The sequence below is a fragment of the Arthrobacter sp. CJL-S3 genome (genome assembly GCF_056711635.1).
In genome coordinates, this window is the sequence record NZ_CM160046.1 from 1,912,252 (window position 1) to 1,937,767 (window position 25,516).

Consider the following 25,516-nt stretch of genomic DNA (forward strand, 5'->3'; position numbering starts at 1 on the left):
GTCCTGTCTGTCTCAGTCCATACGATCTGGATATGGAACAGCGGGCAGGAACGCTGGTCCTTACCCGGGCGCATGGATAGGCTGGCAAAATGATCAAGCCCGCACGCCTTCACTCAGACCTGTCCCGCCTCGGCAGGGAGTCGGACATGTTCCTGGCTACCGTCGAGTCACTTGTCGACGACGAGCTGACCGCTCCCTCGCTGTGCGAGGGATGGACGCGCGCCGATGTCATCGCCCACGTCACGTCCAACGGGCGCGCTCTGGTAAAGCTCGTCGACTGGGCCGTCTCAGGCGAGGAACGTTCCTTGTATGCCTCGCCGGACGCCCGTTCCCAGCAGATCGCCGCCTTGGCCGCTCTCCCGCGGAAAGAGCTCGTCGCGGAACTGCGGGACTCGGCCCGGAGCTTTGCCGAGCAGGCACAGCGGCTGGGCGGGGAGCTTGCGGCCCCCGAGGTGCAGCTGAACGGCAGGGCCCTCCCTGCCACGTCCATCGTTGCGCTCCGGATTGCCGAGGTGGTGGTGCATCACCATGACCTCGACACCGCCTGGACCATCGAGGAGGCCGATCCGGATTCGCTGCTGAACGCCCTTGAAGCCGTGGTGCGTTCGCTCCGGGCCAAAGGGTCACCGGGAATGACGTTGGTGACCGAGGAGCGTGACGAGTGGGTGATCGGCGACGGCGGTCTGCGCGTGGTGTCCGACCGCGAGGGGCTGCTCCAGTGGCTGGCCCGCGGGGACGCGGAACATATTGACGTGGACGGACCGGTGCCGGTGCTGCCAGCCTGGTGAGCCAGGATGAGAGCGAGCCCACATGGGCCGGCCAGAAAAGCGCGGTGTCCAGCGCCGCCCTGCAGCCCCGGCCCGACGGCACCACCCAGCTGCTGGTTGGGGGAAGGCCGTTACCTGTCGTCTCGGCGAGCCCGGTCAAGCCAGTCTCTGAGCAACGCGGCAAGGACCTCTGGCCGCTCGTGCATGAGTGCATGGCCCGCGCCGTCTACCACTGCCAGGGTGGCGTGCGGATAGCGCTCGAGTAAGTCCATTGCGTCGGTGTATCCAACGACCGAATCGCGTCGTCCCGCCGCGATCAGGGTCTGCCCCAGGAAGGTGCCCGACCCGACGTCGACCGTCCATTCCGCGAAAATCCGGCCCAGCCCGGTCGCGTCGACCAGCCTCGTGCCCGGCACGATATGGCTGCGGTAGCGGCGGGCGGTGGCCGGTGTGCGCACGACGAAGTATTCATCGAAACCTTGCCGATGCTCAGGTTCGAGTTCGTCGTACGCGTCAGCGTCCTGACAAATCACCTGATGGTCGGGCACATTTTGTGAGCGCTCGGCGACGGGGCATAGCAAAGCCAGGGCGCGCACGACGTCCGGCCGCTGCGAGGCCACGCCGCGCGCAAGATATGCGCCGTAGGAATGCCCAAGCAACATCACCGGTCCGGCCTCGAGACCATCAATGAAGTCGGCGATGAGCCCGACCACGTCGTCGTTGCAGGCCAGGTCCCCGGTGGTGGAGCGGCCCATTCCTGGCAGATCCGGATAGATCCGCCGGTATCCCGAGCCGGGGACGACGGCCTCGATCGCCGCCTCAATCTCGCGGTGATCAACACCGGCGCCGTGCAGCGCAATCAGCGGCACGCCGCTACCGTGCTCGACGTAATGAATCAGGACGTCATTGATCCGTCGCTCCATGTCAACATCGTATTGATCGATCATTAACAGCAACACCGCCCTCAATAGTGTGGCCTCCCGGGGCCTGTTGGCGGGGTTTTCCCGCTGGTCCGCTGACGATTGCCCCAAGGCATCAGCACCTCCTGATGGGCCGTTCTGGCGTGACCGATTTCGTTATGAAGCAGTTATGGTCATGCCCCTGAATAAGCTCTGACAGGGCAATTTCTTCCGTCTAGTCTTTGACTAATGCCGCTGGTCCCGATAAAGGGGCTGTTGAGGGGGCAGACACTGCGCTATTACGCGCCTTTCAGGGGGAACTAGAAACATGACGTCCAAACGCTTCAGACTCTGCAGTGCCGTGACTATGACCGGTCTTACTCTCAGCCTTGTGCTTTCAGCCTGTGGACCCCAGCCGGCGGAGAATGCGACAGCACAGAGTGCGGCCCCCAGTCTGAGCGCCTCCGCGACACCTTCCGCCACGGCCCTTGCCACCCCGACAGCCACTCCCAGCGCCGACGTGCCTTCCACTGAAGTCCCCGCCCCGCCAGCGGCGCCTGCGGCCCCGCCTGCTGCGCCTGCTGCCCCGCCAGCTGTCCCTGCCGCGCCGCCTGCTGCGCCGGTCCAGCCAGCTCTGAAAACCTTCACATTTCCCGATGGGCACATCTCCTTCTCCTACCCGGGTTCCTGGTCCGTTAGGACGCAGCGGGGGCCGGGCCAGGAGGGGCCGCCCTGGCAGCCGGTTGAAGCGATCGTCTCGGACGGCACGGGCGCCGACCTCTTCAGCGTCTCAAGCGGCGCCAATGGCATCGGCTGCTCGGCGGGACCCGTGAACCGCACGGTGTTCGACAAGGCACCCGTCCCCGGAATGCGCGAAGTTGACGGCACGACGCCGATGTTCGGATTTATTGTGGAAAGGAGTGGCGGGGATGACTCGTACTTCATGGCGGTCATGAACCCCAGCAACCTGGAGCAGGGGGACGTCGCGTCGCAGTGCACGTTGCTCAAAATGGGAAACGGCGCAGCGCAGAACCGGGTCATCTTCAACCAGTCGGTCTACCCGAACCACGTGCCGGGCTTCCCGAGCCGCCAAGCGGCGAAATCGTGGATGGCCACGCAGCAGTACGCGCAGCTCAAGGCCCTGATGCTGAGCCTGAAGTACTCCTAGGGGTCCTCTCAGCGGTCGATTGCGCTGCTGGCACGGAGGGGGCGGTCAAGGACTTCGTGCGACGTCGGCATCCACCTGCCCGATCCGGCCCGGTGGTGTCAGGGCCCAGGCCGCCCCGGCCACTCTTTGCCCGCCCATGGGTCGAAGTCGGCGATGAGTTCCTCCTGCGGCGGACGCTCCTTTTCGGGGACGTGCTGCAGGTTCACCCGCACCCGGTACCAGAGCGAACTCGACCCCCGCATCCCGTCGACGAGTACGTCGGCGGGATGCAGGGCCGGGACGAGGTCCGCATGCCGGGCCTTCCATTCATCGAGCGCCGCAAGCGCCTCGGGCTTGGTCTTGGTTCGTGCCACTTCGATCAGGGGCATCACCGACTGCCGGCGACCCGAGCCGTCGCCGCTCCGCGGCGGCTTTTCGGCGGGACCGAGCTCGGCAGCCAGGGTGAGGAGCCCGTCCAGTGACCCCACGGCGTCGTCGATGCCCTCGTGGGGGTCGCCCGCCGCGGCGAAGCGCTCGAGCACCGTGGGCACCGTGAATTGTTCCGGGCGGGTGGAGGCCACCTCGTCCCAGGTGAGCGGCGTCGAGACGCGGGCGTCGGGCAGCGGCCGGACGGAGTACGCGGACGCCACGGTGCGGTCCTTGGCGTTCTGGTTGAAGTCGACGAATACACTTTCGCCGCGCTCCTCCTTCCACCACCGCGCGGTGGCGAGTCCCGGGGCGCGGTTTTCGACCTCGCGGGCGAGAGTTTCGGCGGCGAGCCGCACGTCGCGGTAGGACCACAGGGGCGCGATGCGCACCAGGACGTGGAGTCCGCGCGACCCGCTCGTCTTCGGCCATCCGACCAGCCCCATGTCGTCGAGCACCTCCCGCGCGACGTAGGCGACGTCGACGATCTGCTTCCAGTCGACCCCCGGCATCGGATCCAGGTCGACCCGGAGCTCGTCGGGGTGTTCCAGGTCCTCGGCGCGGACGGGGTGCGGGTTCAGGTCCAGGCAGCCAAGATTCACAACCCACGCCAGGCCCGCAGCATCCCGGATCACGGCCTCCTCGGCTGACGTCCCCGACGCGTAGTGAAGCGTCGTTGTGTGGATGAAGTCGGGGTGGTTTTCCGGCACGCGCTTCTGGAAGAACGGCTCGGCGTCGATTCCCTTCGGAAAGCGCTTAAGCACCATAGGCCGCCCGCCGGCGCCCCGCAGGGCACCATCCGCGACCGCGAGGTAGTAGCGAACCAGGTCCAGCTTCGTCAGCCCGGGCTCGGGGAACACCACCCTGTCCGGACTCGAGATGCGAACCTCCGTGCCGGCGATGCTGAGGATCTCGGCCGGGGTCTTCGACGGGTTCATGCCGCCACGCTAGCAACGATCAGATGTCCCGGCCAGACCCGTTGCACGGCAGGCGGATTGACCCGGGGACCTCCGACTCCTGGCACGACGGGTCTGCGGTCAGGCTGCCTGCCAGCTCGCCGGGAGCGACTTCACCCCGTAGACGATGGTGCTGTCCATCCGTTCCAGCTGGGCCCCCGGGGCGAGGGTCAGTCCGGGCAGCCGGGCCAGGGTGGCCTCCAGCGCGATCCGTGCTTCCAGTCGTGCCAGCGGGGCACCGAGGCAGAAGTGGATGCCGTGGCCGAACGCCAGATGCCGGATCTGGCCGCGGTCGATGTCGAACCGGGCAGGCCGCTCGAACTGCCGCTCGTCGCGGTTCGCGGAGCCGATCCACGCCACCACCGGGGCGCCGGCCGGAATCCCCATGTCGCCCAGGGTGGTGTCGGCAACTGTCACCCGGTACATGGACTGGACGGGGGACCGAAAGCGGAGGACCTCTTCTATGGCCTGGGGGAGCAGCGCTGGTTCCTGCACCAGCCGTTCGATCGTGCCGGGCACTTCGGTGAAGCAAAGAACCGCGTTGCCGATCAGGTTGGTGGTTGTTTCATTGCCGGCGACGAGCAGCAGGGCGCAGAAGCCCAGCAGTTCGGCCACGTTCAGCTTCTGCCCGTCGATCTCGGCGGCGAGCAGGTTGCTGATCAAATCATTGCCGGGCCGGCTGCGTCGCTGTTCGATCAGGGCCAGGAAGTACCCGGTCATCTCCTGGTTGGTGGCCTGGTGGTCCTCCGTCGCCGCGCCGGTCCGCGTCTGGCTGACGATGACGTCGGACCACTGCTTGAAGCGGTCACGGTCAGCGGCCGGTATGCCCATGAGTTCGGAGATCACGATAACCGGCAGCGGGTACGCCAGCGCCTGGATCAGGTCCGCTGTTCCGAGCGAAGCGATCCCCTTCAGAAGCTCGTCGGTGAGTTCTGAGATGCGGGGAGCCAGCGCGTCCACAGCTTTCGGTGTGAACGCCTGGGTCACCAGGGAGCGCAATTGCCGGTGCCGCGGGGGATCGGTGGTGATCAGGCTCGACGCGAACAGGTGGCCTGTCTCGGATGGATCGTCGCCTTGCATGCGGGAAGAAAACCTGGCATGTTCGGAGAGCACCCGCTGCACGTCGTCATACCGGAAGACATGCCAGCTTCCGGATTGCTCGTCGTGAAATACCGGTGCGGCTTCCCGCATGCGCTCGTAATGGGGAAAAGGGTCCAGCGGATGCTCACTGGCCGGGGCGAAGTCCATGGCTGGCCTCCCTGCTCAGCCCGGCGATCTATCGGCCTTGATGACCGTCGGGGCGTCGAATTGATGGACCCGTGGAACCCTGAGTTTATTCGACCCCCGCTCGGCCTGTCAGTAGCTAACTGTGGCGGCTTCGCCCTTGACCGGGGGCCGTCCACCCGGAGCGAGGGACTTGTCGGCGGCGTACTAAAGAGGACGACGGCGGGAGAGTTCCCGCCGTCGTCCTCTTGGCTATTTGGGTGTCGGCTGCGGCCAGACCCCTACTACTTGGTGACCTGGAGTCCGGTGTCCCAGTTGAAGTCGGCGAACTCCGGGTTGGCCTGCATGGTCATGAGGACGAACTGGAAGCCTTCGAGTTCGCGGGCCCGCTTGAGCGGACCGACGACCAGGGGGCGCATGCCGCCGGCGCTGACGAAGCCGCTGACGGCGGCATTGGCCTCTGCGTTGTCCCCGGCGATGAAGACGTCCAGCGGCTGTCCGCCGGACTCGCCGGCCACCAGGGTGCCGGCGAAGGTCGTGTTGAACGCCTTGACCACCTTGGCGCCGGCGGGAACAAGCTGCGCGATTTCTTCGGCGGCGGAGTTCCCGGCCTCGACCACCAGGGAATCGAAGGTCTCAAAGTTCACCGGGTTGGTAATATCCACGACGGTCTTTTCGGCCAACGCATCGCCATAGCCGCGGACCACGGACTTTGCGGCGTCGAACGGGACGGCAAGGACCACGATGGCGCCCTGCGGAGCATCGACCGTGGTGCCGAAGGTGACGCCGGCGCCGAGCTCTGTGGCCAGTTCCTTTGCTTTGGTGGCGTCCTGTCCGAGGATCTCGACGGTCAGGCCGCCAGCGAGGGCACGGGTGGCGATGCCGCGGGCCATGTTGCCGTTGCCGATGATGGTGAGGTTCGTCATGGGGGTCTTCTTTCCGAAAATGCGGGCCAGGAGGGTTTTCATCAGGTTCTGTTCTACTGGAGGAGCGTTTGTTGAAGCTACAACTAATGTAGCCCTCGCTGCTTGAAGCGTCAAGTATCTGCGCCGGCCCGACTTCAGCACTCCATGCCAAGGCGGAGACGGCGGGATTGAAAACTTCACCGCCTGAGCTGGTATCCCCGGGGGTCCCAGGCTTCCGAAACGTCCCAGGACCCGAGCAGCGTACGCCAGGGTGAACGCCGGCTCATTGCGCCCATCATGATGAAGCGGTGACTGCTGATGTGTGGCACGCCGCTTCTACGAAACACGCGGTTTCACCAACACCCAGCCCAATGGCACAGAGCCGATGCTGTATCTCTACCGAGAGCCCTGCACGGCAGTCCGGGCACGTCGGGTTCTCAGGGAAGGTCTTCCGTGTCAGGATCAGGTATGCCCGACCGCCTGATGCTGCTCGACACCGCGTCGCTGTATTTCCGCGCCTTCTACGGTGTCCCCGACACGATCCGCCGCGACGACGGCACTCCGGTGAACGCCGTGCGCGGGCTGCTCGACATGATCGCGCGGCTCACCACCGACTACGACGCGACGCATCTAATTGCGTGCTGGGACGACGACTGGCGCCCGCAGTGGCGGGTCGACCTCATCCCGAGCTACAAGTCGCACCGGGTCGCGGAGGAGGTCGCGGCTGGCCCCGACGTGGAGACCGTGCCGGACGCGCTCGAGGCGCAGATTCCGATGATCCGCCGGGTGCTCGAGCTCGCCGGCATCGCCGTCGTGGGGGCTGCCGGACATGAGGCCGACGACGTCGTCGGCACCTACGCCAGCCACGCTCAGCTCCCCGTCGACGTGGTGACCGGCGACCGCGACCTCTTCCAAGTCGTGGACGACGCCCGTCAGGTGCGCGTGATCTACACCGCGCGGGGCATGAAGAACCTTGAAGTCCTCACCGACGCGGTCGTCGTTGAGAAGTACCGCGTGCTGCCCGGGCAGTATGCAGACTATGCGGCCCTCCGCGGCGACACCTCCGACGGGCTGCCGGGCGTCGCCGGCATCGGCGAGAAGACCGCCTCGTCTCTGCTTGGCGAGTACGGCACGCTCGACGGGTTGTTGACCGCCGCGGCGGATGCGGGAAGCGGTCTGTCCGCATCCGTGCGGTCAAAGCTCGCCGCGGCCACGGACTACCTCGCGGTTGCGCCCGCCGTCGTCAACGTCGTCCGCGACCTGACGCTGCCGACGCTGGAGCAGGCGGGCGCGCAGCTGCGCCCTGTCGCGGGCGATTCGCGCGCCGAACTCGAACGTCTTGCGACCGACTGGAACCTCGGCGGCTCGGTCAGAAGGCTCCTCGACGCGCTCGACCGGCGTGGCTGAGGGGAAGCCGCACTACTGGACCGCGCCGGAACGGGACTCCGGTACTCCGCCCTGACTGTTGCCAAAGCGACGTGACAAGGCCAAGGTGAAGTAGGTCACATCGAGATCGGGAGCCGCGGCCCATCAGGGAGCCGCCTACCTGTTGTGGAGGTCAAGCATGAGCACAACTGAAGACAAAGTGTTCGACGCAACTCCCGAAGGCAACCCGCCCGAACTCAAGCGGGTCCTGGGACCGAAGCTCCTACTGCTGTTCATCGTCGGTGACATCCTTGGCGCCGGTGTGTACGCCGTCACCGGAACCATGGCCGGCACGGTCGGCGGCCTCGTATGGCTGCCGTTCTTGCTCGCGTTCATGGTCGCGACGCTGACCGCTTTCTCCTACCTGGAGCTGGTCACGCAGTACCCCCAGGCAGCCGGTGCGGCGCTGTACACGCACAAGGCGTTCGGTATCCACTTCGTGACCTTCCTGGTGGCGTTCGCCGTCGTCTGCTCCGGCATCACGAGCGCCTCGACCTCCGCGAACGTCCTCGCCCAGAACCTCTTTGGGGGTTTTGAGGTCAACGGCTGGATGGCCATGCCCGGACAGGGAGCGATCACGGCCGTCGCGATGGGCTTCATGCTGCTGCTGGCGGCGATCAACCTGCGCGGCGTGGGCGAGAGTGTGAAGTTCAACGTGGTCCTTACCCTGGTCGAGATGACCGCCCTGTGCATCGTGATCGGCGTCGGTTTCTACGTGATGGCCCAGGGGACCGGGAACCTCGCGGAGATCACGGTCTTCACCGACTCCCAGGACAAGGGGTTGTTCCTGGCCGTCACCGCCGCCACCTCCATCGCGTTCTTCGCAATGGTCGGCTTCGAGGACTCGGTGAACATGGTCGAGGAGACCCAGAATCCCGAGCGGATCTTCCCCCGGACCATGCTGACCGGTCTCGGCATCGCGGTGATCCTCTACATGCTGGTGGCGGTGTCCGTGGTGACCGTGCTGACGCCCACCGAACTCGAAGGGATCAGGGAGGCCGAGGGCGCCGCGCTCCTCGAGGTGGTGGGTAAGGGCTCACCGGACTTCCCGATTGACCAGGTGTTTCCATTCCTCGCGGTCTTCGCAGTCGCCAACACCGCCTTGATCAACATGTTGATGGCCAGCCGCCTGATCTACGGCATGGCCCGGCAGGACGTCCTGCCGCGGGCGCTGGGAAAGGTCCTCCCGGGGCGCCGCACGCCGTGGGCCGGGATCGTTTTCTCGACCGTCCTCGCGCTGGGGCTGATCCTGTACGTCACGTCCGACCCGGACAGCAACGTCGTCGCGAACCTCTCCGGCACGACGGCGTTCCTGCTCCTGTGCGTCTTCACCGTGGTGAATGTTGCCTGCCTCGTGCTCCGCGGCAAGAGGGACCCCCACCGCAAGGTGTTCTTCACCTCGCCCGGGCAGCTGCCGCTCGTCGCGGCCCTGCTGTGTGCCTTCCTCGCCGGTCCATGGGTCGGCCGGCCCGTCATTCAGTACCAGATCGCCGGGGGGCTGATGGCGATCGGCGTCGTGCTGTGGTTCATCACGTGGCTGATCACGAAGCGGACCAACACCCGGCCGGGCGAACCTGTCGGCATCCAGAACATCGGCAAGGACGGGTAGCGTCCGCGTCGCGGATCACCAGGATCAGGGAGTTGTCCGCGGCCCGCAATGGCGGGGCTGTCTCATGGCTGAGGGCCGGCGCCATCGACGCCGGCCCTCAGCCATGGTGCTGAACTGCTGCACCCTCAGCCGTTGATCACCTGCGGGACACCCAGGGCCTTGAGCCCTTCGACGCCGAACTCGAGTCCATAGCCGGACTGCTTGGCCCCGCCGAAGGGAACGCGCGGGTCCACGGCCCCGTGTTTGTTGATCCACACTGTTCCGGCTTCGATCCGGGCTGCCACCGCACGGGCCGCGGCCGGGTCTGCTGACCAGACGGAGGCGCCGAGGCCGACGTCGAGGGCGTTCGCCATGGCCACGGCCTCATCGACGGTGCTGTAGCGGATGATGGGCAGGGCCGGGCCGAACTGTTCCTCGGCGACGAGGGGGTTGTCATTGTCGATGTCGGCCACGAGCGTGGTGGGGTAGAAGTAGCCCGGCTGGCCTGACTCCGGGTTGCCTCCCAGCAGGATCCGGGCGCCGGAGTCGCGCGCCGCATCGACGAGCCGGGCCACGACGTCGAACTGCTGCCTGTTCTGCAGCGGGCCGAGGACGTTCACCTCGTCGAGTCCGACGCCCATCGGCATGGCCGCGGCGACGGCGGCGAGTTCCGTGCAGACCGCATCGTAGATGTCGTCGTGGACGTACAGCCTCTTGAGCGCCGCGCAGGTCTGCCCGGTGTTGATGAAGGCGCCCCAGAACAGGCCTTCCGCGATCGACTTCGGGTCGGCGTCAGGGAGGACGATGCCGGCGTCGTTGCCGCCGAGTTCGAGGGTGAGCCGTTTGACGGTGCCGGCGGAGGATCTGATGATCGCCTTGCCGGTGGCGGTGGAGCCGGTGAACATGATTTTGCCGATGGCGGGGTGCTCGGCCAGGCGTGCGCCGACCTCGCGTCCGCCGGACACGACGGACAGAAGGCCCTCCGGCAGTTCCTGGTTCAGGACGCTGACCAGCGCCAGGACGCTGAGCGGCGTGTACTCGGAGGGTTTGACCACCACGGCGTTGCCCATCCGCAGAGCGGGGGAGATCTGCCAGATGCTGATCATCATGGGCCAGTTCCACGGCCCGATCGCACCGACGACGCCGATCGGGCGGTAGCTGACGACGGCGTGCGTCTCGCCGTCGTCGACGACGGTGTCCGGCTCCAGCCCGGTGGTGGCCGCGGCACGGAGCCAGGCCGAGCAGGCGCCGACCTCGAAGCGGGCGTTGGGGCCGTTCAGCGGCTTGCCCTGCTCGCGGGAGAGGAGCCGGGAGAGTTCCTCGGCGGAACGGTCGACGGCGTCGGCGGCCCTGAGCAGTGCGGCGCTGCGGGCGTCGTGACCCAGTGCGGCCCAGGCCGGCTGGGCGGCCGCGGCGGCGGTGATGGCGCGCTCCAGGTCCGCCACGTCATGAACAGGTGCTTCCCCCACGGGCTCGCCCGTGGCCGGGTCAAGAATCGTGCGGGTCGGGCCGGACGACGGCGTGATGGCGGCGAGAAGGGCATCGTAGGTTTCCATCGGTACTCCACTTCGAGTAGTTAAGGCGCAACTGGTGATCCGTCCCGGCCCTGCGGCCTGAAGACGCTGCTCCAAGCGTCCTCCTGCGGAAGCCCGGTGGCTTGTCTCTGCGGGAACGACTCTTGACGACGAGCGAACGATGGCGGCCAGGTTCCGGGCGAAGCACGTCAATCGGGGGAAGCGCGGATCGGTGCGGAAAAGGCGTCGCTGCGCTCAGCTACAACAAACGGTCACTGATCGACAAAAGCCGGACACGGGGCCGCTGCCATGCTGGTTTGCACGGTGCCAGGCACCACTGACCCAGCACTCATGACCGTGAAGAAGGATCCAATGAGTATTTCAAATTCCGAGTCCCGGACCGCAGAAACCACTCCCCGGCACGAGCACTCCACTGCCCTCCGCGCCGGCAGCGTCGGTGTCATGGGCATTCTGTTCTTTGTTCTTTCCGCACAGGCGCCGCTGACCGGCATCGTCGGGGCGTCCCCGCTGGCCGCAGCGCTCGGCAACGGCCCCGGAGCGCCCGGCGCCTATCTGGTGGTCGGCATCGTCATCGTGATTTTCGCGGTGGGTTTCGTTGCCATGAGCCGGAAGATCCAGGCCAACGGCGCCTTCTACGCCTACGTCACGGCGGCGTTCGGGCGGAAGATCGGCGCCGGCGCCGCGTGGCTGGCGCTGCTGGCCTACAGCACCGTGCAGGCCGCCATGTACGGCCTCTACGGCGCGGCTTTTTCCGGCCTCCTCGGCAGTGCCGGAATCAGCGTCCCCTGGTGGGTGCTGGCTGTGGTGACCATGGCCGGCGTGCAGGTCCTGGGTTCCCTGAACATCGAACTCGGAGCCCGGGTCCTGGCAGTTCTCGTGGGCCTGGAGGTCGCGATCCTGCTGATGTTCGGGCTGACTGTGCTGTTCCGGGGCGGGGGACCGGAAGGGCTCAGTATTGCCGCGTCCTTCTCACCAGACGCGATCGCCAGCGGCGCCCCCGGCGTGGCCATCATGTTCGCGGTCGCTTCCATGTTCGGATTCGAATCCACCGCCATCTATTCGGCTGAGGCCAAGGACGCGCAGCGGACCGTGGCCCGGGCCACCTACCTGTCCGTGGGCGTCATTGCCGTCTTTTTCTCCTTCATTTCCTGGATGCTGGTCAGCTATTACGGCCCGTCGCAGGTCGTCGGGGCGGCGGGGGCGGCGCTGGAGTCCGGCGACTCCACGGCGTTCGTGCTCACGCCCATGGTGGAGCTGTTCGGGCCGTGGGCAGGGGTCACCACCGGCATTCTGCTCGTGACGTCCCTGCTGGCCGGCATCATCGCCTTCCACAACGGCATCAACCGCTACCTGCATTCGCTGGCGCTCCGCGGTTCCCTGCCCGGCGTCGTCGCACGGACCAACGCTCACCGGGCCCCCGCGGTGGCAGCCCGGATCCAGACCGGCATCGCCCTGCTGCTGGTGGCGCCCTTCGCGCTGCTCGACCTGGACCCGGTCCTGACCCTCTTCTCCTGGTTCAGCGGGCTGGCCGTTGCGGCACTGCTGGTGCTGTACATGCTGTCCTCCCTTGCCGTCGTCGTGTATTTCCGGCGCGAACGGGTCTCCGGGCAGTACTGGCAGACGCTCGTGGCGCCGGTGCTGGCCACCGTCCTCCTGGCCTGGGTGCTTTACCTGGTGGTCAGCAACTTCACGTCCCTGATCGGCGGCAGCGCCGAAACGGCCGTGGCGCTCCTGGTGGCCGTCCCCGCGGTGTTCGTGGCCGGCCTGCTGGTGGAGGTCCGGGTCCTGAGCCGGGGCGGAGACCGGGCCGGAGTGGCGGAGTTCGCCGGTTAGGCCATCACTGCGCGCGGAAACCGGAAGCCGGACGCCGGGCGTTAGGACGACGACGGGCCAGGACGACGACGGAGGGTGCGGTTCCGGATATTCCGGAACCGCACCCTCCTCACTCGTTAAAGCGTTGCAGCGGTCGTTGCAGTGGCCTATGCAGGCGCCTCTCAGGCGCCGCGGCGCCAGTCGCTGGGGGACTGGCCGAAGGCATCCCGGAACGTGCGGCTGAAGTGCGCCGCATCCAGGAATCCCCAGCGGGCGGCGACCGTGCCCACGGAGTCCCCGGCATGCAGCGGATCCCGCAGGTCCCGCCGGGTCCGTTCCAGCCGCTGGGTCCGGATCCAACCGGAAACGGTGGCTCCTGATTCGTGGAAGACGTTGTGCAGATGGCGGGTGGAGATGAAATGGGCCGCAGCAATTGAGGCGGGGGAGAGCGCGGGGTCGGAGAGATGCGCCTCGATGTACTCGCGGACGGAGGTGGCGAGGAGCGCCTGCGGCTTCATCCGGTCCGGAGTCATGGACAGTTCTGCATGGAGCATCGTGGACACGAGGTCGAGGGCGTTGGTGGTCAGCCGGGAACCGCTGGGGCCGTTCAGGACGTCCAGGTTTTCCGCGAGCCGGGCAATGAACGGCCCGACGATGCCGGTCAGGCTGCCGCCTGCGGCCATCCGCACGGCCGAAAGCTGCCCCACGCAGTCGGGCGGCAGCGACAGGGCATCGTAGGGGAACATCACGACCATCACGCGGGCCTGCTCCTCGAACGCCAGGGTGTACGGCCGGTCGGTGTCATAGATCGCCAGGTCCCCCGGGCGCAGCACGGCTTCGCGGTTGTCCTGGATGAGGAGCCCGGTTCCGTGGAGCTGGAGGTTGAGTTTGAAGTAGCGCTGGCCGGAATGGGCGATCAGTGCGGGCGTGCGGTGGACTTCGTGGCTGGATGCCGTGACCTCGACGATGCACACGCGGTCGAGCAGCCGGGACCTCATGCGGCCGCTGAACGTGTCCGGATCCTCCGTCTGGGCCACGAGCGGGACAAAGGACTCCGCGACCAGGTGCCTCCAGTGGTCAAAGGAGGTTGCCGTGCTGGTGCAGACGTCCTGGGAGTCTCGGTGGGTTGTAGCTGTGGCCATTGCAGATCCTGACGCCGTCATAATCCTGGGGGTGTGTCTTGGGACACAGTCCTTTCAGATTAGCGCCGGAGGCCGCCGGTGTCATCTTTTTTCGACGCTCGGCGAAAAAAGATTAGCGGGCCGGGCCAAGAAGGCCCAGGTAGCCCTCCAGCTGGGCCACGAGGGCCGCGCTGAGCGGCTGCCCGGCGGCGGGGCGGTCGGCCGCGGGCCCCTCCGCCGCCTGCGCCGCGGGCGCAAGGGCGGCGGTAATCTGCGCGCCCAGCAGCATGTTCAGCAGCTGGCCGGCTATGGCGTCATCCGGAATCGGGGTGGTGACGTCGCCGTTCTTCCTGGCCTGGTCGAGGTATCCGAGGATCATGTGGTGCCACTGGTCCATCGAGGCGCGGTGGATTGCGGATTTCTCCTCGTCATTGACCGCCTTTTGCCAGAAAGGGATCACGATCCGCGCCTCGTTGACGCGCTCCTCGTCCAGCGGGAGCACTTCGCGGCAGAAGTCCCGCAGGGCCGGCAGGCCTGACTTCCCGGCGGTGACCGCTGCCACCCGCGCGTTGGTCCGGTTGAAGACATGGTTGAAGGCAAAGGCCAGCAGGACGTCCTTGGTCGGGAAGTAGGGCTTGAGGGCGCCGTTGGCGAACCCTGCCTCGATGGCAATTTCGCGCATGGTGGCACCTTCGATGCCCAGCCGGGCAATGATCCGCCACGTCGCGTCCACGAGTTCCAGGCGGCGCTCGTCATGATCAACAATCTTTGGCACGGAACTGCTCCCCGGGAAAATATTTCGTGGCCGACTCTTGTGGCACATCTTACGGATCGGTATTCTCTACAACTATAGAAAATAAACATCCGACCCGCAAAGGTCCCGGACAGAAGGCCCCCATGATGCCCCCAATGACTGACACCGCTGCGCCGTACCGCCTGGCGACGGGCGCCGAAATCGCCGAAGTCCGGAGCGTTCTGCTCGCCGCCGGCCTGCTCGGACCGGAGAAGCGCATTGCCTACCTGGGCCTGCTGGATCCGGCCCGCGAGGCCGCCAGGGACCGTGAAGACCGCCGCTTCCGTGTGTTCATTCACGACGTCGACGGGGGCCGCCCGGCGGACGTCACGGTCTCCGTGACGGCCCAGGCGGTGGTGTCCGCCGTTGAACTGGACACCGCCGTCGTGGGGGAGCTCCCGGTCCTGGAGGAAGAGTTCGAGGTGGTCGAGGAACTGCTGGCAACGGATGAGCGGTGGCTCAAGGCGCTGGCCGCGCGCGGCCTGGACGCCGGCAAGGTCAGGGTCGCACCGCTGTCTGCCGGTGTCTTCGAGTATCCCGAGGAGAGGGGCCGCCGCATCCTCCGCGGGCTGGCGTTCGTGCAGGAGTTCCCGGAGGACAGCGCCTGGGCGCACCCCGTCGACGGGCTCGTGGCCTACGTCGATGTGGTCAGCAAGACGGTGACCCGGGTGCTGGACACCGGAGCTGTGCCGGTTCCCGCCGAACACGGCAACTACACCGATCCGGAGCTGACCGGGCCGCTTCGGACCACGCAGAAGCCCATCAACATCACCCAGCCCGAAGGGCCCAGCTTCACCGTGACCGACGGGAACCACGTGGAATGGGAAAAGTGGAGCGTCGACGTCGGCTTCGACGTCCGGGAAGGCGTCGTCCTGCACAATATCGCCTTCCAGGACGGAGACCGGCTGCGACCGATCATCAACCGGGCGTCCATCGCCGAGATGGTGGTGCCCTACGGTGACCCGTCGCCGATCCGCTCCTGGCAGAACTACTTCGACACCGGCGAGTACCTCGTGGGCCAGTACGCCAACTCCCTGGAACTGGGATGTGACTGCCTGGGGGAGATCACCTACCTCAGCCCGGTGATCAGTGATGCCTTCGGCAATCCGCGCGAGATCCGCAACGGCATTTGCATGCACGAGGAGGACTGGGGCATCCTGGCCAAGCACAGCGACCTCTGGTCCGGCATCACGTACACCCGGCGCAACCGCCGCCTGGTGATCTCGTTCTTCACCACCATCGGGAACTACGACTACGGGTTCTACTGGTACCTCTACCTCGACGGCACCATCGAGTTCGAGGCCAAGGCCACCGGCGTCGTGTTTACCAGCGCCTATCCCGAAGGCGGCTCGGCCAACATCTCCCAGCTGGCGCCGGGACTGGGCGCCCCGTTCCACCAGCACCTCTTCAGCGCCCGGCTGGACATGGCCATCGACGGCTTCACCAACCGCGTTGAAGAAGAGGACGTGGTCCGGCAGGTGATGGGCGAGGGCAACGAACGCGGCAACGCCTTCTCCCGGAAACGGACGGTACTCAGCCGCGAATCGGACGGCGTCCGCGAGGCCGACGCCCGCAGCGGGCGGACCTGGGTCATCTCGAACCCCGAATCGCGGAACCGGCTGGGCGAAGCCGTGGGCTACAAACTCCACGCCCAGGGCCAGCCCACCCTGCTGGCGGATCCCGGATCCTCGATTGCCCGCCGGGCGGCGTTCGCCACGAGGGACCTCTGGGTGACCCGCTTTGCCGACGACGAACGTTACCCCACTGGCGATTTCGTGAACCAGCATGCGGGGGGAGCGGGGCTGCCGGCCTATATCGCGCAGGACCGGGACATCGACGGCCAGGACATCGTTCTCTGGCACACTTTCGGGCTGACCCATTTCCCCCGGACCGAGGACTGGCCCATCATGCCGGTGGACACCGTGGGCTTCAAGCTGCGGCCGGACGGCTTCTTTGACCGCAGCCCCGTGCTGGACGTCCCCGCCTCCGCCCAGCCGGCCGGCGGCCACTGCCATGCGTAGCAGCTAGCCCATGGCACGGATTCGGGCGTGGGGCCGGTCGGCCGGCCCGACGCTCCACGCCAGGATGTGCGCCGCCGTGACGGCCGGCTCCTGCCTCTTCCACGTGTGGCTGGTGGCGGAGAACCAGCACGCACTGTGGCTGAATGCGGTGATGGTTGCCATGGTTGCCGTGTGTCTCCCGTGCACCGTGCACATTTGGCGGTACCTCCGCGTCGGCGCCCTGCAGCGGGTTATGGCCGGTGCGCTGGCGATGGCCCTCCTGCACGCGTTCCTGTTCCTGGGCGCCGGCGCCGCCGGCCACAACCACGCACCGTCGGCCGCGGCCGTGACAGGGCCGGGAGGCCATCCGGCGGCCATGACGCTGGGAGTCATCGGGTTGGAACTTACGACGGCGTTGCTCGCCGCGACGTTGGTGGCCCGGCTGCGAATCCGGCGCCGGCGTGCATCAGCATTGGGCACCGCGGCCTAATGCGGCCCGTTACGACCATGGCGCTGATGCCAGAAGCGCGAGGAGCGGTTCGAAGTCGTACCTGCGGGTGCTGTTGCTCATAACAACGACGCCGAGCCCGGGGCCGGGGTAGAGGCGCATGACGTTCCAGAAGCCCGCGCCGGCACCGAAATGCTCCACCCACTGCCCCGGGGTCTTCGTCGGTTGGCGGAACCAGCCGGTTCCGTGGTCGAACGGCTTGCCCGCCTGGTCAATGGTGCGCATGCTGCGGGCCGACCCGGGGGAGAGGACCCGGGTGCCGTCGATCTCGCCGTCGCGAAGGTGCAGGCGAAGGAACCTGCCCGCATCCAGGACGTCGCCCACCAGGCCGCCGTACGCCGGACCGTCCACGAAGAAGGGGTTCAGTGACAGGTACGGCCCGTGACGGGATCCGGCGATCCCGCCGGGCAGCAGGCTGCGCAGCAGGGGGTCCGCGATCCGGGGCGCCTTGACGTAACCGGTCGCCCTGGCCGCGCCGTCGGGATAGCGGAATCCGGTGTGATCCATGCCCGCAGGCCGCAGGACGGACTGGCGGACATAAGCCTCGAAGGGCATCCCGGCCGCGGCGGCGATGACCTGTCCGGCGGCAAGGTAGCCGACGTTGGAGTACCGGGCATGCCGCCCCGCCGGGTACCGGTAGGCGCGGCGCCTGCCCATCAGGCGGCGGAGCAGGGCCTCGGGATCCGGGGGATCCGCGTCCGACGGGTGCACCCAGCGGATGGGCATCGGGTTGCCGAGCCCGGCGGTGTGGTTGAGCAGTTGGCCCACGTTCGGCGTCGCCGTCCCGGGCGCCCGCAGATAATCCACGTATTCGTCGGCCGGGGCATTCAGGTCGAGGCGGCCCTCGTCGACGAGCCGGCACGCCGCTGTCGCCGTCACGATCTTGGACATGGAGAACCACAGGTACGACGTCGAGGCGGTTGCCGGCGTCTCCGCGGCACGGTCGGCGAGGCCGTAACCGGCGGCGAGGAGCACTCGATCGCGGTTGACCACGGCCAGGGAGAGGCCCGGGACGCCTCCCCGGCGCATCATCGCGGTCACGGCCTCCGTCACGCCGTCGGGTGTTCTGCCCGCTGCGATGTTTTCGCCCGGCGCGCCCGGGTTGATGCCGTCAGTCACCATGGTTCATCCTTCTCGGCCCGGCCAGCGAACGTGCCGGTTCACCACTTCCCTCGTCGTTTCTCTGCAATCGCGGCCCCGTCCCTAAGCAATGAGTGCCACCGCCATGACCATCGGCAGCGAGACCACCGAAGCGATCGAGGTGACCATCGTCAGCGTCTTGAAGGTTCCTTGGGTCGACAACCCGAGGAGCGACTTGAACATCCAGAAGAAATTGCTGTTGACCTGAAGGGCGAACATCGCGCCGGACGCGATGGCAAGGCCGATGGTGATCGGCGAGACGTTGATGGATTCGAGTACCGGGGCGATGATCCCGGCAGCCGTGATGGCAGCCACCGACACCGACCCGATCGCCAGGTGCAGCACAGCGGCGATGAACCAGGCGAGCAAGATGCTGAGTATGACCGGAGCCGCCGCGTCGGCGGTGAAGAGGTCGGCCAGGATTTTGTCGAGCCCGGTCTCCTTGATGACGGCGCCCAGGGACCCGCCGATGCCGGTGATGAGTAGGATCTCGCCGCTGGTGTGGAAGCCCTCGCTCATCGCCGTCCCTGTACCCGCCGAGCCGAGGGTGCGCCGGGAGAGCACGTATGCACCGAGCAGGCCGACGAAGAGCGCGAAGTTGGCGTCGCCGACGAAGGCGATGAAATCATTGGAGAAGCCGAACAGTTGGGCGAAGGCACCGAAGGCGATCATCACCAGGGGCACGAGGATAGGCAGCAGGCAGACAAACAGCGGCGGCGTCGCGGTGTCCTCCTCGGCCAGTTCGGTGGTCTCTTGCACGACCATCGCCTCATCGACCTCTTCATCCTTGGCCGGATTCCAGTATCGGCCGCGCAGGAGCAAGCGGAAGATCAGCGTTGTCGCGATCGCCGTCAACGGCCCGAGCACGAAGCCGTAGATCAGCCACGTGCCGAGTGGGATGCTCAGAAGGCCCGCGATGGAGACCGCTGCCAGTCCCGGGACCACGAAGACGTAGCCGGCGAAGATCCCGGTCCCGAGTGCACCGCACATGTGCGGCAAACCGGTCCGGCCGATGAAGGGCCCGGTCGAGCGCGCCACCGGAGAGGCCAGCACAACCTGCACGTCCACGTAGATCGACGGGAAGATCGTCGCCATCGCAGCCGTCAACGCATATGGGAGCCGGCGCGCGCCTACGCCGTTGACGAGCATCGTCACCATCTTCCGGAAAGCGCCCATCGCGTGGAGCATCGCCCCGATGAGCACACCGAATCCGATAAGCAGGCCCACCTCGCCCATGATCTCGCCGAAGCCGGTGGCGATCGCCGTGATCGTCGCCGTGAAACCGACACCGGTTGCGAGGCCCAGGTAGAGCGAGCCGATCATCAGGGAGATCACCGGATCGACCTTGACCTTGATGATGAGCACGACGACGACGACGATTGCTATAACAGTGTGAAGGGCGATCATGACCTGCTCCTGCCGATACGGGCAGGGGCGGGATCATCCGACACCGTCGCCGCGTCGATCCCAACGACTGGCACCGATCGGGCTCGGCCGTGCGGCTGCCGACGCCGGGCTTGCCCTTGTAGGTACGCACTCACTGCAGGGTTCCGCGAGAGTGAACAGCGGGTTCTCCGCGGTGAGCTCGTAGTTTGCCTGATCCCAGTTGATACTCCGTGCCGGCCCGCAGTGTCAAGACTGACTGCTGCGCTCTTCGGCAAGAAGCAACCCCTGGTCGACCGGGTGCGCGACGCCGCCGCGCACACCGATGAGCAGGTCTGGCAGCTGCCGCGGGAGCGCCAGTACCGGAAGCAGCTGCCGCCACCGCCACCGCCACCGCCCTTCAGACCGAATAGTGCACGCGTCAGATGGCGTAGCGAAGAATTCCGGCGGCCTGCACGTTCTCCGGCATATCGGATCGCCGCACCGCGAGCACGCGGGCACCCGACCCGAGCGCCCGCCGCGCAATCTCCTCGATCGCGTCCAGGCCCGTATCCCCATCCAGGCTGAGCAGGCCATCGTCTCCGACAGAACCTTTGACCTCTGCATCCATGTCCACCAGGAGCGTGGCAACCGCACCGAAGGCAGCCGCCCGCGCCAGATCGCTGAGGTCCGTCGAGGCACGCCCGTTGGTGCGGCGCTCTTCAAAGGTCGCTTGCAGCCCAACGAGATCGGCGGCGTAGATCCGGTCGAGTACACCGCGCGCCGCATCCGCCAATTGGGCCGCGGTCAGTTCGTCAGGGTTCCCCTCAATGACCTCTGAAGCGAGGTGTGCGTAGCCTGTGAGATTGCGGTAGATGCTCCTAAGCGGCTCCGTCGCAGCGATAACCAGCGGCAAGGACTGACCGTTCAACATTGGACGGAGCGCGTGGTCGACGGACCGGGCATACTGGGTCAGCCGCACTTTGCGTCCCTCGTCGCCCTGCAGCCGCCCGGAGGGGGCACGGCCGCCGATGGAGTCGAGCCCAACGGCACTCGCGGCATCACTGGGCATGCCCGGCACGGTCACTTCTTCGGCAGGCCGGTCAGCCGAGACTTCCACGAGGCGGGCCCCGTTCTGGGAGATTGCGAGCACGAGCGCCGCGTTCGGGAAGGTCAGGGCCCGGAGGAGCGGCGTAATGGCAAAACGATCAGCCACGCTGACATGGTCTTCGAGGTCGTTGGGCAAACGGAACTCAAGAACGGACGACGGCGTTGCGAAGATGGCCAGGCTGCGCCCCATGTCAAACCAGAACTCCGGGGCCTCCAGTAGCTCGTTGAGAAACGTTTCTATCGCCGCGACCGATTCCTTGTCTCCCCCCTCACGCAGCTGATCCACTGCGGAACCGAACAATGACCGCGCCCTGGTCTGGTTCTTCTCCGAATCGGCCGGCACGCTGCTTGTCGAAAGATAGACTGTGACGCTGTGCGGATCGCGTGCGGCTGCGAGACGTTCCACGTCGTTTCGGGTCGGCATATCAATGTGCATGGGGTGCTCCTTTGCTATATCTCCGGTGGGTGCATGGTGAGGGGGCATAGTCCTGCAACTCCTCGGTGCTGACTATCCCGCCGATTGGCAGCACAACCTGATCAGCCCAGCTTTGGACCCTCGGATGCCGGTGTCAACAGACGGCGGAACAGACCCGCGCCCGACGCCTGACGGAAGAGAAAAACTATGGTTGATGTGGCAACAGAGATTGTCATCCACCGACCGCGCGAAGTCGTTGCCGGTTATGCTTCGGACCCCGAAAACGCCCCCAAGTGGTACACCAACATCAAGACGGTCCGCTGGGAATCCACGCCACCCCTGGGGGTCGGATCCCGGGTGGCCTTCCGTGCCCACTTCCTGGGCCGGAATTTGGAGTACGTCTACGAGTTTCTCGAGTTGGATCCGGGGACGAAACTCGTCATGCGGACAGCGCAGGGCCCGTTCCCGATGCAGACCACCTACACCTGGGCGGACGCAGACGGCTCCGCAACCCGGATGACACTGCGCAATACCGGCACGCCGGCGGGATTCTCCGCCGTCGTAAACCTCCTGATGGTGCCGATGATGCGCCGCGCGATGCGGAAGGACCTCGCCGTGTTGAAGCAGATCCTCGAGGCGGCCTGATCGCCCTGCCGGTACACACGAGGCACGATGTAGTGTCGCGAGCTTGTGGCCCAGGTGAAGAAGCCGGCTCTGCAGGCCGTCATTGAGGACTGGATCCGGGACCGGTCCTAAGTCGCAGCCGTTGTCATTTTCCGGGTCGGCTGCCCCGTCGTCAGAAGATACGGCAGGGTCTTGACGCGGAGATCCCTAGCGGAGGACGCTCGTTGCAGGCCCTCCGGCAGCCCCGGGCCCAGCAGAGGCCCGGCGCCGCAGGTCCACACCCCTGAACAGCGACCTGAGGAGAGCCCAATGAGCCCCCAATTCAACGAGCTGCTGACCCGCCAGGTGGGTAATGAATTCGCGGCCTCCCAGCAGTACATCGCCATCGCCGCCTGGTTCGACGGACAGGACCTGCCCCAGCTGGCCAAGCACTTCTACCGCCAGTCGCTGGAGGAACGGAACCACGCCATGATGATGGTCCGCTACATCCTGGACCGCGGCATCAAAATCACCATCCCGGGAATCGACCCGGTCCGGAACGATTTCGCCTCGGCGGAGGAACCACTGGTCCTCGCCCTCGCCCAGGAGATCGAGGTGACCAACCGCATCAAGGAACTGTTCGCGGCGGCCCGGGCGGAAAACGACCCGCTGGGTGAACAATTCATGCTCTGGTTCCTCAAGGAACAGGTCGAGGAGGTGGCATCGATGTCCACACTGCTCAATGTCGCACGACGGGCCGACAACCTCTTCGACGTCGAGACGTTCCTTGCCCGCGAAAAAGTGGGCGACGCAGGCCAGTACGGGGGAGGACACGGCGGACACCATGGCCGCGGAGGCGGCCACGGAGGCGGCCACGGGGGACCCTCCGATGACACGGGGACGCCGGAAGTCGCCGGCGGCTCGCTCTAGGCTCCGGCAGGAATGGCGCTGAGCTATGCCTTCACGGCCACCCTGTGGCACTATCCGGGAGAAGCGGGGTGGCACTTCCTCACCCTTCCGGAAGAGCTTGCAGCAGAGATTCGGGAGGAGACGGCAACGCTCCGTCGCGGCTTTGGCTCCGTCAAAATCACGGCCACGGTCTCGGGCCACAACTGGTCCACGTCCCTCTTTCCCGACAGCAGGAGCGGGACGTATCTGCTGCCCGTCAAAAAGGCCATCAGAACGGCGGCCGGCCTCGAAGCAGGAGACCAGGTCGCGGTTCACCTTGAGGTGCCCGACTCCGGCTGAGCACCCCCGGATGCGGTCCCTGTTCCTCTGGTGCGGGCGGGCGAAGGAGACGAGAATGGGCCCGTGGTTCCCCGCCCTGACGGGCACGGCCCTCCGATGAACGCCGCCGCCCGCAAGATCCAGCGCATCTACCTCACACTGACGCTGGGCAATACCCTCGCGGCCTCGTTTATCTGGGGGATCAACACGCTCTTCCTGCTGGACGCCGGTCTCAGCAACCTCGAGGCCTTTGCCGCGAACGCGTTCTTCACGGCGGGGATGGTGCTGTTCGAGGTGCCCACCGGGGTGATTGCCGACGGTTGGGGCCGCCGAATGTCGTTCCTGCTCGGGACCGTGACCCTGGCCGTCTCGACCTACCTCTACTACTTGCTCTGGCAGCTTTCCGCCCCGTTCCTGTGGTGGGCGGTGGTGTCGGTTCTGCTCGGGCTGGGATTCACGTTTTTCTCCGGTGCGGTCGAGGCGTGGCTCGTCGACGCGCTGCGCTATTCGGGCTATGAAGGCGGTCTGGAGGCGGTGCTAGGGCGGGGACTCATGGTCTCGGGTGTAGGAATGCTCGTGGGTTCGGTAGCCGGCGGGGTGATAGCGCAGGTCACCAATCTGGGCGTGCCGTTCCTGCTGCGCGTCGGTGTGCTGCTGGTGATGTTCGCCGTGGCCTTTGCCCTCATGCGCGACGTCGGATTCACCCCCGAACGTTCGACCCATCCTCTGCGGGCAACCCGGGCCGTCCTCTCCGCCTCAATCGAGAACGGATTGAAAAATCCGCCGGTCCGTTACGTGATGCTGGCAGCGCCGTTCAGCGCCGGCGTCGGGTTCTACGTGTTTTATGCCCTCCAGCCGTACCTCCTTGAGCTCTTCGGCGACCCGCGCGCGTACTCCGTGGCAGGCCTGGCGGCGGCGCTCGTGGCCGGAGCGGAAGTGCTCGGCGGCTGGCTGGCGCCCCGCATCCGGAACCTCGTCGGCAAACGCACGACGGTGCTGATTCTGAGCAGCATCTTCAGTGCCTTGATTCTGGTCGTCCTCGGGTTCACCCGGGTGTTCTGGGTGGCCCTGGTGCTGCTGGCGCTCTGGGCCGTGGTCGCCTCGGCGGGGACCCCGGTGCGGCAGGCGTACCTGAACGACATGATCGCCTCGAAGCAGCGGGCGACGGTGCTGAGCTTTGACTCGCTCATCGGCTCCAGCGGGGGAGTGGTGGTGCAGCCGGTGCTTGGGCGGGCGGCCGACGTGTACGGCTATCCCGCCTCGCTGGCAATCGGCGGAATCATCGAGTTGATCGCTGTGCCCTTCCTGCTGGCGAGCCGCCGGCAGCACCACCAGTCCGACCAGGTCAACGCCCCGGCCAGCACGACGGACGCAGGTTCCTAGCCTTCCCCACCGGCGCCGCCACGCCCCGGCGGCCACGAAGTTCCTGCCGCGACGGCAGTGATGCCGGACGGTCTTGACTCCCGCGGCGCCGAGCCTACGATAGTGCGCATCAGCACCTGCGAGTGTGTCCACCGCTGATGCTGGGCATGTCGATGGCCCCCGGGACGCTTGGCCCCGGGGCATGCACGGCGGGGCCGGATACGTAGAGTTGCCGGCGGACGTCGATCACATCGTGGATGGCAGCTGGGGTGACTTCCAGGAACCTGATCAACACTGATCAAAAGGGAGAAACAATCATGCTGAAGGATCTCGAAATCATCGCAGTCCTCCCCGCGAAGGACATCGTCCGGGCGCGCAACTACTACCGTGACGTGCTGGGACTGGAGCCCGCCGACAGCCTGGACGAGGAGAATCTGCTGTATCGCTGCGGCAAGGGAACGGCCTTCCTGCTCTACCAGACGGACAATGCCGGAACGGCGAAAAACACCCAGATGGGCTGGGTAACAGGCGACATCGACGCCGAGATGCAGGATCTGCGCAGCCGCGGCGTCGTGTTCGAGGAGTACGACTTTCCTGGTCTGAAGACCGAGAACGGGATCGCTGCGACTCCGGCCGGCAAGGTTGCGTGGTTCCTGGACAGCGAAGGCAACATTCTCAATGTTTCCGAAGGCCTGTAGCGCTGGAGCCTGATAGCGCCGCCCCCGCACTTGATGCAGGGACTTTGCGGGGACGGCGCACCAGCACGCCCGGCTGCGGGAGCGACGGCGAGGACCCGGCCGGAAACAATCTCCTGCTCGCCGTCTTACGTGGAGCCGCCTTCCGGGCCTACAGTTGGGCATGTACAGGCCGTCGACAGGAGTGCCCCAGTGATTACCCTGCAGATCGAACACCAGGTCCGGGACTTCGGCATGTGGAGGAGGGCCTTCGACACTGACCCCCTGAACCGCGCCGCGTCAGGGGTGCGGTCCTACCGGATCTCGCGTCCCCTCGACCAGGAGGACTACGTGATGCTGGAGATGGATTTCGATACGCAGGCGGCTGCCGTGGATTTCCTGGGCCGGCTGCAGAACGACACCTGGAAGACCGGTGTGACGGCGCCGGCGCTGGTCGGTGAGCCGTCGACCAGGATCATCGAGACGGTCGCCATCGAGAAGGTGCCTGCGCTCTAGT

The 25,516-nt window shown here is 66.5% G+C and carries 23 protein-coding genes; 13 read left to right on the forward strand and 10 right to left on the reverse strand.

Annotation, left to right across the window (positions count from 1 at the left end; genetic code table 11):
• Positions 1–89: 89 nt before the first annotated feature.
• On the forward strand, positions 90–788 hold the full coding sequence (locus AC06G6_RS08605) for a maleylpyruvate isomerase family mycothiol-dependent enzyme (protein ID WP_479828156.1): 699 nt from the start codon (positions 90–92) through the stop codon (positions 786–788).
• Between the two features lie 110 nt (positions 789–898).
• Here the strand turns inward: AC06G6_RS08605 and AC06G6_RS08610 are convergent, their stop codons facing one another.
• Positions 899–1,714, reverse strand: coding sequence for an alpha/beta fold hydrolase (locus tag AC06G6_RS08610; protein ID WP_479828158.1), 816 nt, complete (start codon positions 1,712–1,714; stop codon positions 899–901).
• 781 nt (positions 1,715–2,495) lie between these two features.
• Between AC06G6_RS08610 and AC06G6_RS08615 the strand changes: the two genes are divergently transcribed.
• Entirely contained in the window at positions 2,496–2,834 is a 339-nt protein-coding gene (locus AC06G6_RS08615; RefSeq protein ID WP_479828160.1) for a hypothetical protein, read from the forward strand.
• 98 nt (positions 2,835–2,932) lie between these two features.
• Here the strand turns inward: AC06G6_RS08615 and ligD are convergent, their stop codons facing one another.
• The 3 genes from ligD to AC06G6_RS08630 all read right to left on the reverse strand — a co-directional run bounded on the left by ligD (position 2,933) and on the right by AC06G6_RS08630 (position 6,345).
• Positions 2,933–4,177: a non-homologous end-joining DNA ligase gene (ligD, locus tag AC06G6_RS08620; protein WP_479828162.1), complete on the reverse strand. Its 1,245-nt coding sequence runs from the start codon at positions 4,175–4,177 to the stop codon at positions 2,933–2,935.
• Between the two features lie 99 nt (positions 4,178–4,276).
• On the reverse strand, positions 4,277–5,443 hold the full coding sequence (locus AC06G6_RS08625; protein WP_479828164.1) for a cytochrome P450: 1,167 nt from the start codon (positions 5,441–5,443) through the stop codon (positions 4,277–4,279).
• Between the two features lie 260 nt (positions 5,444–5,703).
• On the reverse strand, positions 5,704–6,345 hold the full coding sequence (locus AC06G6_RS08630; RefSeq protein WP_479828166.1) for an NADPH-dependent F420 reductase: 642 nt from the start codon (positions 6,343–6,345) through the stop codon (positions 5,704–5,706).
• A gap of 447 nt (positions 6,346–6,792) precedes the next feature.
• On the opposite strand from AC06G6_RS08630, the gene AC06G6_RS08635 reads away from it, so the two are divergent.
• Positions 6,793–7,731, forward strand: a complete 939-nt coding sequence (locus tag AC06G6_RS08635; protein ID WP_479828168.1) for a 5'-3' exonuclease — start codon at positions 6,793–6,795, stop codon at positions 7,729–7,731.
• A gap of 157 nt (positions 7,732–7,888) precedes the next feature.
• Positions 7,889–9,358 (forward strand): APC family permease, encoded by a 1,470-nt coding sequence (locus AC06G6_RS08640; RefSeq protein WP_479828170.1) that lies wholly within the window; start codon positions 7,889–7,891, stop codon positions 9,356–9,358.
• 125 nt (positions 9,359–9,483) lie between these two features.
• Here AC06G6_RS08640 and AC06G6_RS08645 read toward each other — a convergent pair whose 3' ends face one another.
• Positions 9,484–10,893, reverse strand: coding sequence for an aldehyde dehydrogenase family protein (locus AC06G6_RS08645; protein ID WP_479828172.1), 1,410 nt, complete (start codon positions 10,891–10,893; stop codon positions 9,484–9,486).
• A 330-nt stretch (positions 10,894–11,223) separates the two neighbouring features.
• Between AC06G6_RS08645 and AC06G6_RS08650 the strand changes: the two genes are divergently transcribed.
• A complete protein-coding gene (locus tag AC06G6_RS08650) occupies positions 11,224–12,705 on the forward strand; it encodes an APC family permease (protein WP_479828174.1) in 1,482 nt (493 codons plus the stop codon).
• A gap of 161 nt (positions 12,706–12,866) precedes the next feature.
• Here the strand turns inward: AC06G6_RS08650 and AC06G6_RS08655 are convergent, their stop codons facing one another.
• Together AC06G6_RS08655 and AC06G6_RS08660 are read right to left on the reverse strand one after the other, a co-directional pair.
• Positions 12,867–13,826 carry an AraC-like ligand-binding domain-containing protein gene (locus tag AC06G6_RS08655; RefSeq protein ID WP_479828176.1) on the reverse strand — a complete coding sequence of 320 codons (960 nt, stop codon included), beginning with the start codon at positions 13,824–13,826 and terminating at the stop codon, positions 12,867–12,869.
• Positions 13,827–13,938: 112 nt separating this feature from the next.
• Complete coding sequence (locus tag AC06G6_RS08660) at positions 13,939–14,580, reverse strand: TetR/AcrR family transcriptional regulator (RefSeq protein ID WP_479828180.1); 642 nt, start codon at positions 14,578–14,580, stop codon at positions 13,939–13,941.
• A gap of 122 nt (positions 14,581–14,702) precedes the next feature.
• Between AC06G6_RS08660 and AC06G6_RS08665 the strand changes: the two genes are divergently transcribed.
• The gene (locus AC06G6_RS08665; protein ID WP_479828182.1) at positions 14,703–16,619 is read left to right on the forward strand and encodes a primary-amine oxidase; all 1,917 of its coding nucleotides are present in this window, start codon (positions 14,703–14,705) and stop codon (positions 16,617–16,619) included.
• Positions 16,620–16,629: 10 nt separating this feature from the next.
• Positions 16,630–17,088, forward strand: coding sequence for a hypothetical protein (locus AC06G6_RS08670; RefSeq protein WP_479828184.1), 459 nt, complete (start codon positions 16,630–16,632; stop codon positions 17,086–17,088).
• Positions 17,089–17,097: 9 nt separating this feature from the next.
• Here AC06G6_RS08670 and AC06G6_RS08675 read toward each other — a convergent pair whose 3' ends face one another.
• The 3 genes from AC06G6_RS08675 to AC06G6_RS08685 form a co-directional block, all read right to left on the reverse strand.
• Positions 17,098–18,228, reverse strand: coding sequence for a serine hydrolase domain-containing protein (locus AC06G6_RS08675; protein ID WP_479828186.1), 1,131 nt, complete (start codon positions 18,226–18,228; stop codon positions 17,098–17,100).
• A gap of 81 nt (positions 18,229–18,309) precedes the next feature.
• Entirely contained in the window at positions 18,310–19,653 is a 1,344-nt protein-coding gene (locus tag AC06G6_RS08680; RefSeq protein WP_479828188.1) for a GntP family permease, read from the reverse strand.
• A gap of 397 nt (positions 19,654–20,050) precedes the next feature.
• Positions 20,051–21,154: a baeRF11 domain-containing protein gene (locus tag AC06G6_RS08685; RefSeq protein ID WP_479828190.1), complete on the reverse strand. Its 1,104-nt coding sequence runs from the start codon at positions 21,152–21,154 to the stop codon at positions 20,051–20,053.
• Positions 21,155–21,340: 186 nt separating this feature from the next.
• Here AC06G6_RS08685 and AC06G6_RS08690 point away from each other — a divergent pair, with 186 nt between their 5' ends.
• The 6 genes from AC06G6_RS08690 (at position 21,341) to AC06G6_RS08715 (ending at position 25,515) form a co-directional block, all read left to right on the forward strand.
• The gene (locus tag AC06G6_RS08690; RefSeq protein ID WP_479828192.1) at positions 21,341–21,778 is read left to right on the forward strand and encodes an SRPBCC family protein; all 438 of its coding nucleotides are present in this window, start codon (positions 21,341–21,343) and stop codon (positions 21,776–21,778) included.
• Positions 21,779–22,066: 288 nt separating this feature from the next.
• Entirely contained in the window at positions 22,067–22,666 is a 600-nt protein-coding gene (locus AC06G6_RS08695; protein ID WP_479828194.1) for a ferritin, read from the forward strand.
• 12 nt (positions 22,667–22,678) lie between these two features.
• Complete coding sequence (locus AC06G6_RS08700; protein WP_479828196.1) at positions 22,679–22,984, forward strand: DUF1905 domain-containing protein; 306 nt, start codon at positions 22,679–22,681, stop codon at positions 22,982–22,984.
• A gap of 96 nt (positions 22,985–23,080) precedes the next feature.
• Positions 23,081–24,346, forward strand: a complete 1,266-nt coding sequence (locus AC06G6_RS08705; RefSeq protein ID WP_479828602.1) for an MFS transporter — start codon at positions 23,081–23,083, stop codon at positions 24,344–24,346.
• Positions 24,347–24,642: 296 nt separating this feature from the next.
• Positions 24,643–25,023 (forward strand): VOC family protein, encoded by a 381-nt coding sequence (locus AC06G6_RS08710; protein WP_479828198.1) that lies wholly within the window; start codon positions 24,643–24,645, stop codon positions 25,021–25,023.
• 189 nt (positions 25,024–25,212) lie between these two features.
• Complete coding sequence (locus AC06G6_RS08715; protein WP_479828201.1) at positions 25,213–25,515, forward strand: hypothetical protein; 303 nt, start codon at positions 25,213–25,215, stop codon at positions 25,513–25,515.
• Position 25,516 lies beyond the last annotated feature (1 nt).

Coding starts and splice junctions, on each gene's coding strand:
- AC06G6_RS08665 (WP_479828182.1), top strand. CDS start 14,703: ATGATGCCCCCAATGACTGACACCGCTGCGCCGTACCGCCTGGCGACG.
- AC06G6_RS08650 (WP_479828174.1), top strand. CDS start 11,224: ATGAGTATTTCAAATTCCGAGTCCCGGACCGCAGAAACCACTCCCCGG.
- AC06G6_RS08710 (WP_479828198.1), top strand. CDS start 24,643: ATGCTGAAGGATCTCGAAATCATCGCAGTCCTCCCCGCGAAGGACATC.
- ligD (WP_479828162.1), bottom strand. CDS start 4,177: ATGAACCCGTCGAAGACCCCGGCCGAGATCCTCAGCATCGCCGGCACG.
- AC06G6_RS08635 (WP_479828168.1), top strand. CDS start 6,793: ATGCCCGACCGCCTGATGCTGCTCGACACCGCGTCGCTGTATTTCCGC.
- AC06G6_RS08655 (WP_479828176.1), bottom strand. CDS start 13,826: ATGGCCACAGCTACAACCCACCGAGACTCCCAGGACGTCTGCACCAGC.
- AC06G6_RS08690 (WP_479828192.1), top strand. CDS start 21,341: ATGGTTGATGTGGCAACAGAGATTGTCATCCACCGACCGCGCGAAGTC.
- AC06G6_RS08685 (WP_479828190.1), bottom strand. CDS start 21,154: ATGCACATTGATATGCCGACCCGAAACGACGTGGAACGTCTCGCAGCC.
- AC06G6_RS08670 (WP_479828184.1), top strand. CDS start 16,630: ATGGCACGGATTCGGGCGTGGGGCCGGTCGGCCGGCCCGACGCTCCAC.
- AC06G6_RS08700 (WP_479828196.1), top strand. CDS start 22,679: ATGGCGCTGAGCTATGCCTTCACGGCCACCCTGTGGCACTATCCGGGA.
- AC06G6_RS08675 (WP_479828186.1), bottom strand. CDS start 18,228: ATGGTGACTGACGGCATCAACCCGGGCGCGCCGGGCGAAAACATCGCA.
- AC06G6_RS08680 (WP_479828188.1), bottom strand. CDS start 19,653: ATGATCGCCCTTCACACTGTTATAGCAATCGTCGTCGTCGTCGTGCTC.
- AC06G6_RS08605 (WP_479828156.1), top strand. CDS start 90: ATGATCAAGCCCGCACGCCTTCACTCAGACCTGTCCCGCCTCGGCAGG.
- AC06G6_RS08695 (WP_479828194.1), top strand. CDS start 22,067: ATGAGCCCCCAATTCAACGAGCTGCTGACCCGCCAGGTGGGTAATGAA.
- AC06G6_RS08610 (WP_479828158.1), bottom strand. CDS start 1,714: ATGATCGATCAATACGATGTTGACATGGAGCGACGGATCAATGACGTC.
- AC06G6_RS08630 (WP_479828166.1), bottom strand. CDS start 6,345: ATGACGAACCTCACCATCATCGGCAACGGCAACATGGCCCGCGGCATC.
- AC06G6_RS08705 (WP_479828602.1), top strand. CDS start 23,081: ATGAACGCCGCCGCCCGCAAGATCCAGCGCATCTACCTCACACTGACG.
- AC06G6_RS08640 (WP_479828170.1), top strand. CDS start 7,889: ATGAGCACAACTGAAGACAAAGTGTTCGACGCAACTCCCGAAGGCAAC.
- AC06G6_RS08625 (WP_479828164.1), bottom strand. CDS start 5,443: ATGGACTTCGCCCCGGCCAGTGAGCATCCGCTGGACCCTTTTCCCCAT.
- AC06G6_RS08645 (WP_479828172.1), bottom strand. CDS start 10,893: ATGGAAACCTACGATGCCCTTCTCGCCGCCATCACGCCGTCGTCCGGC.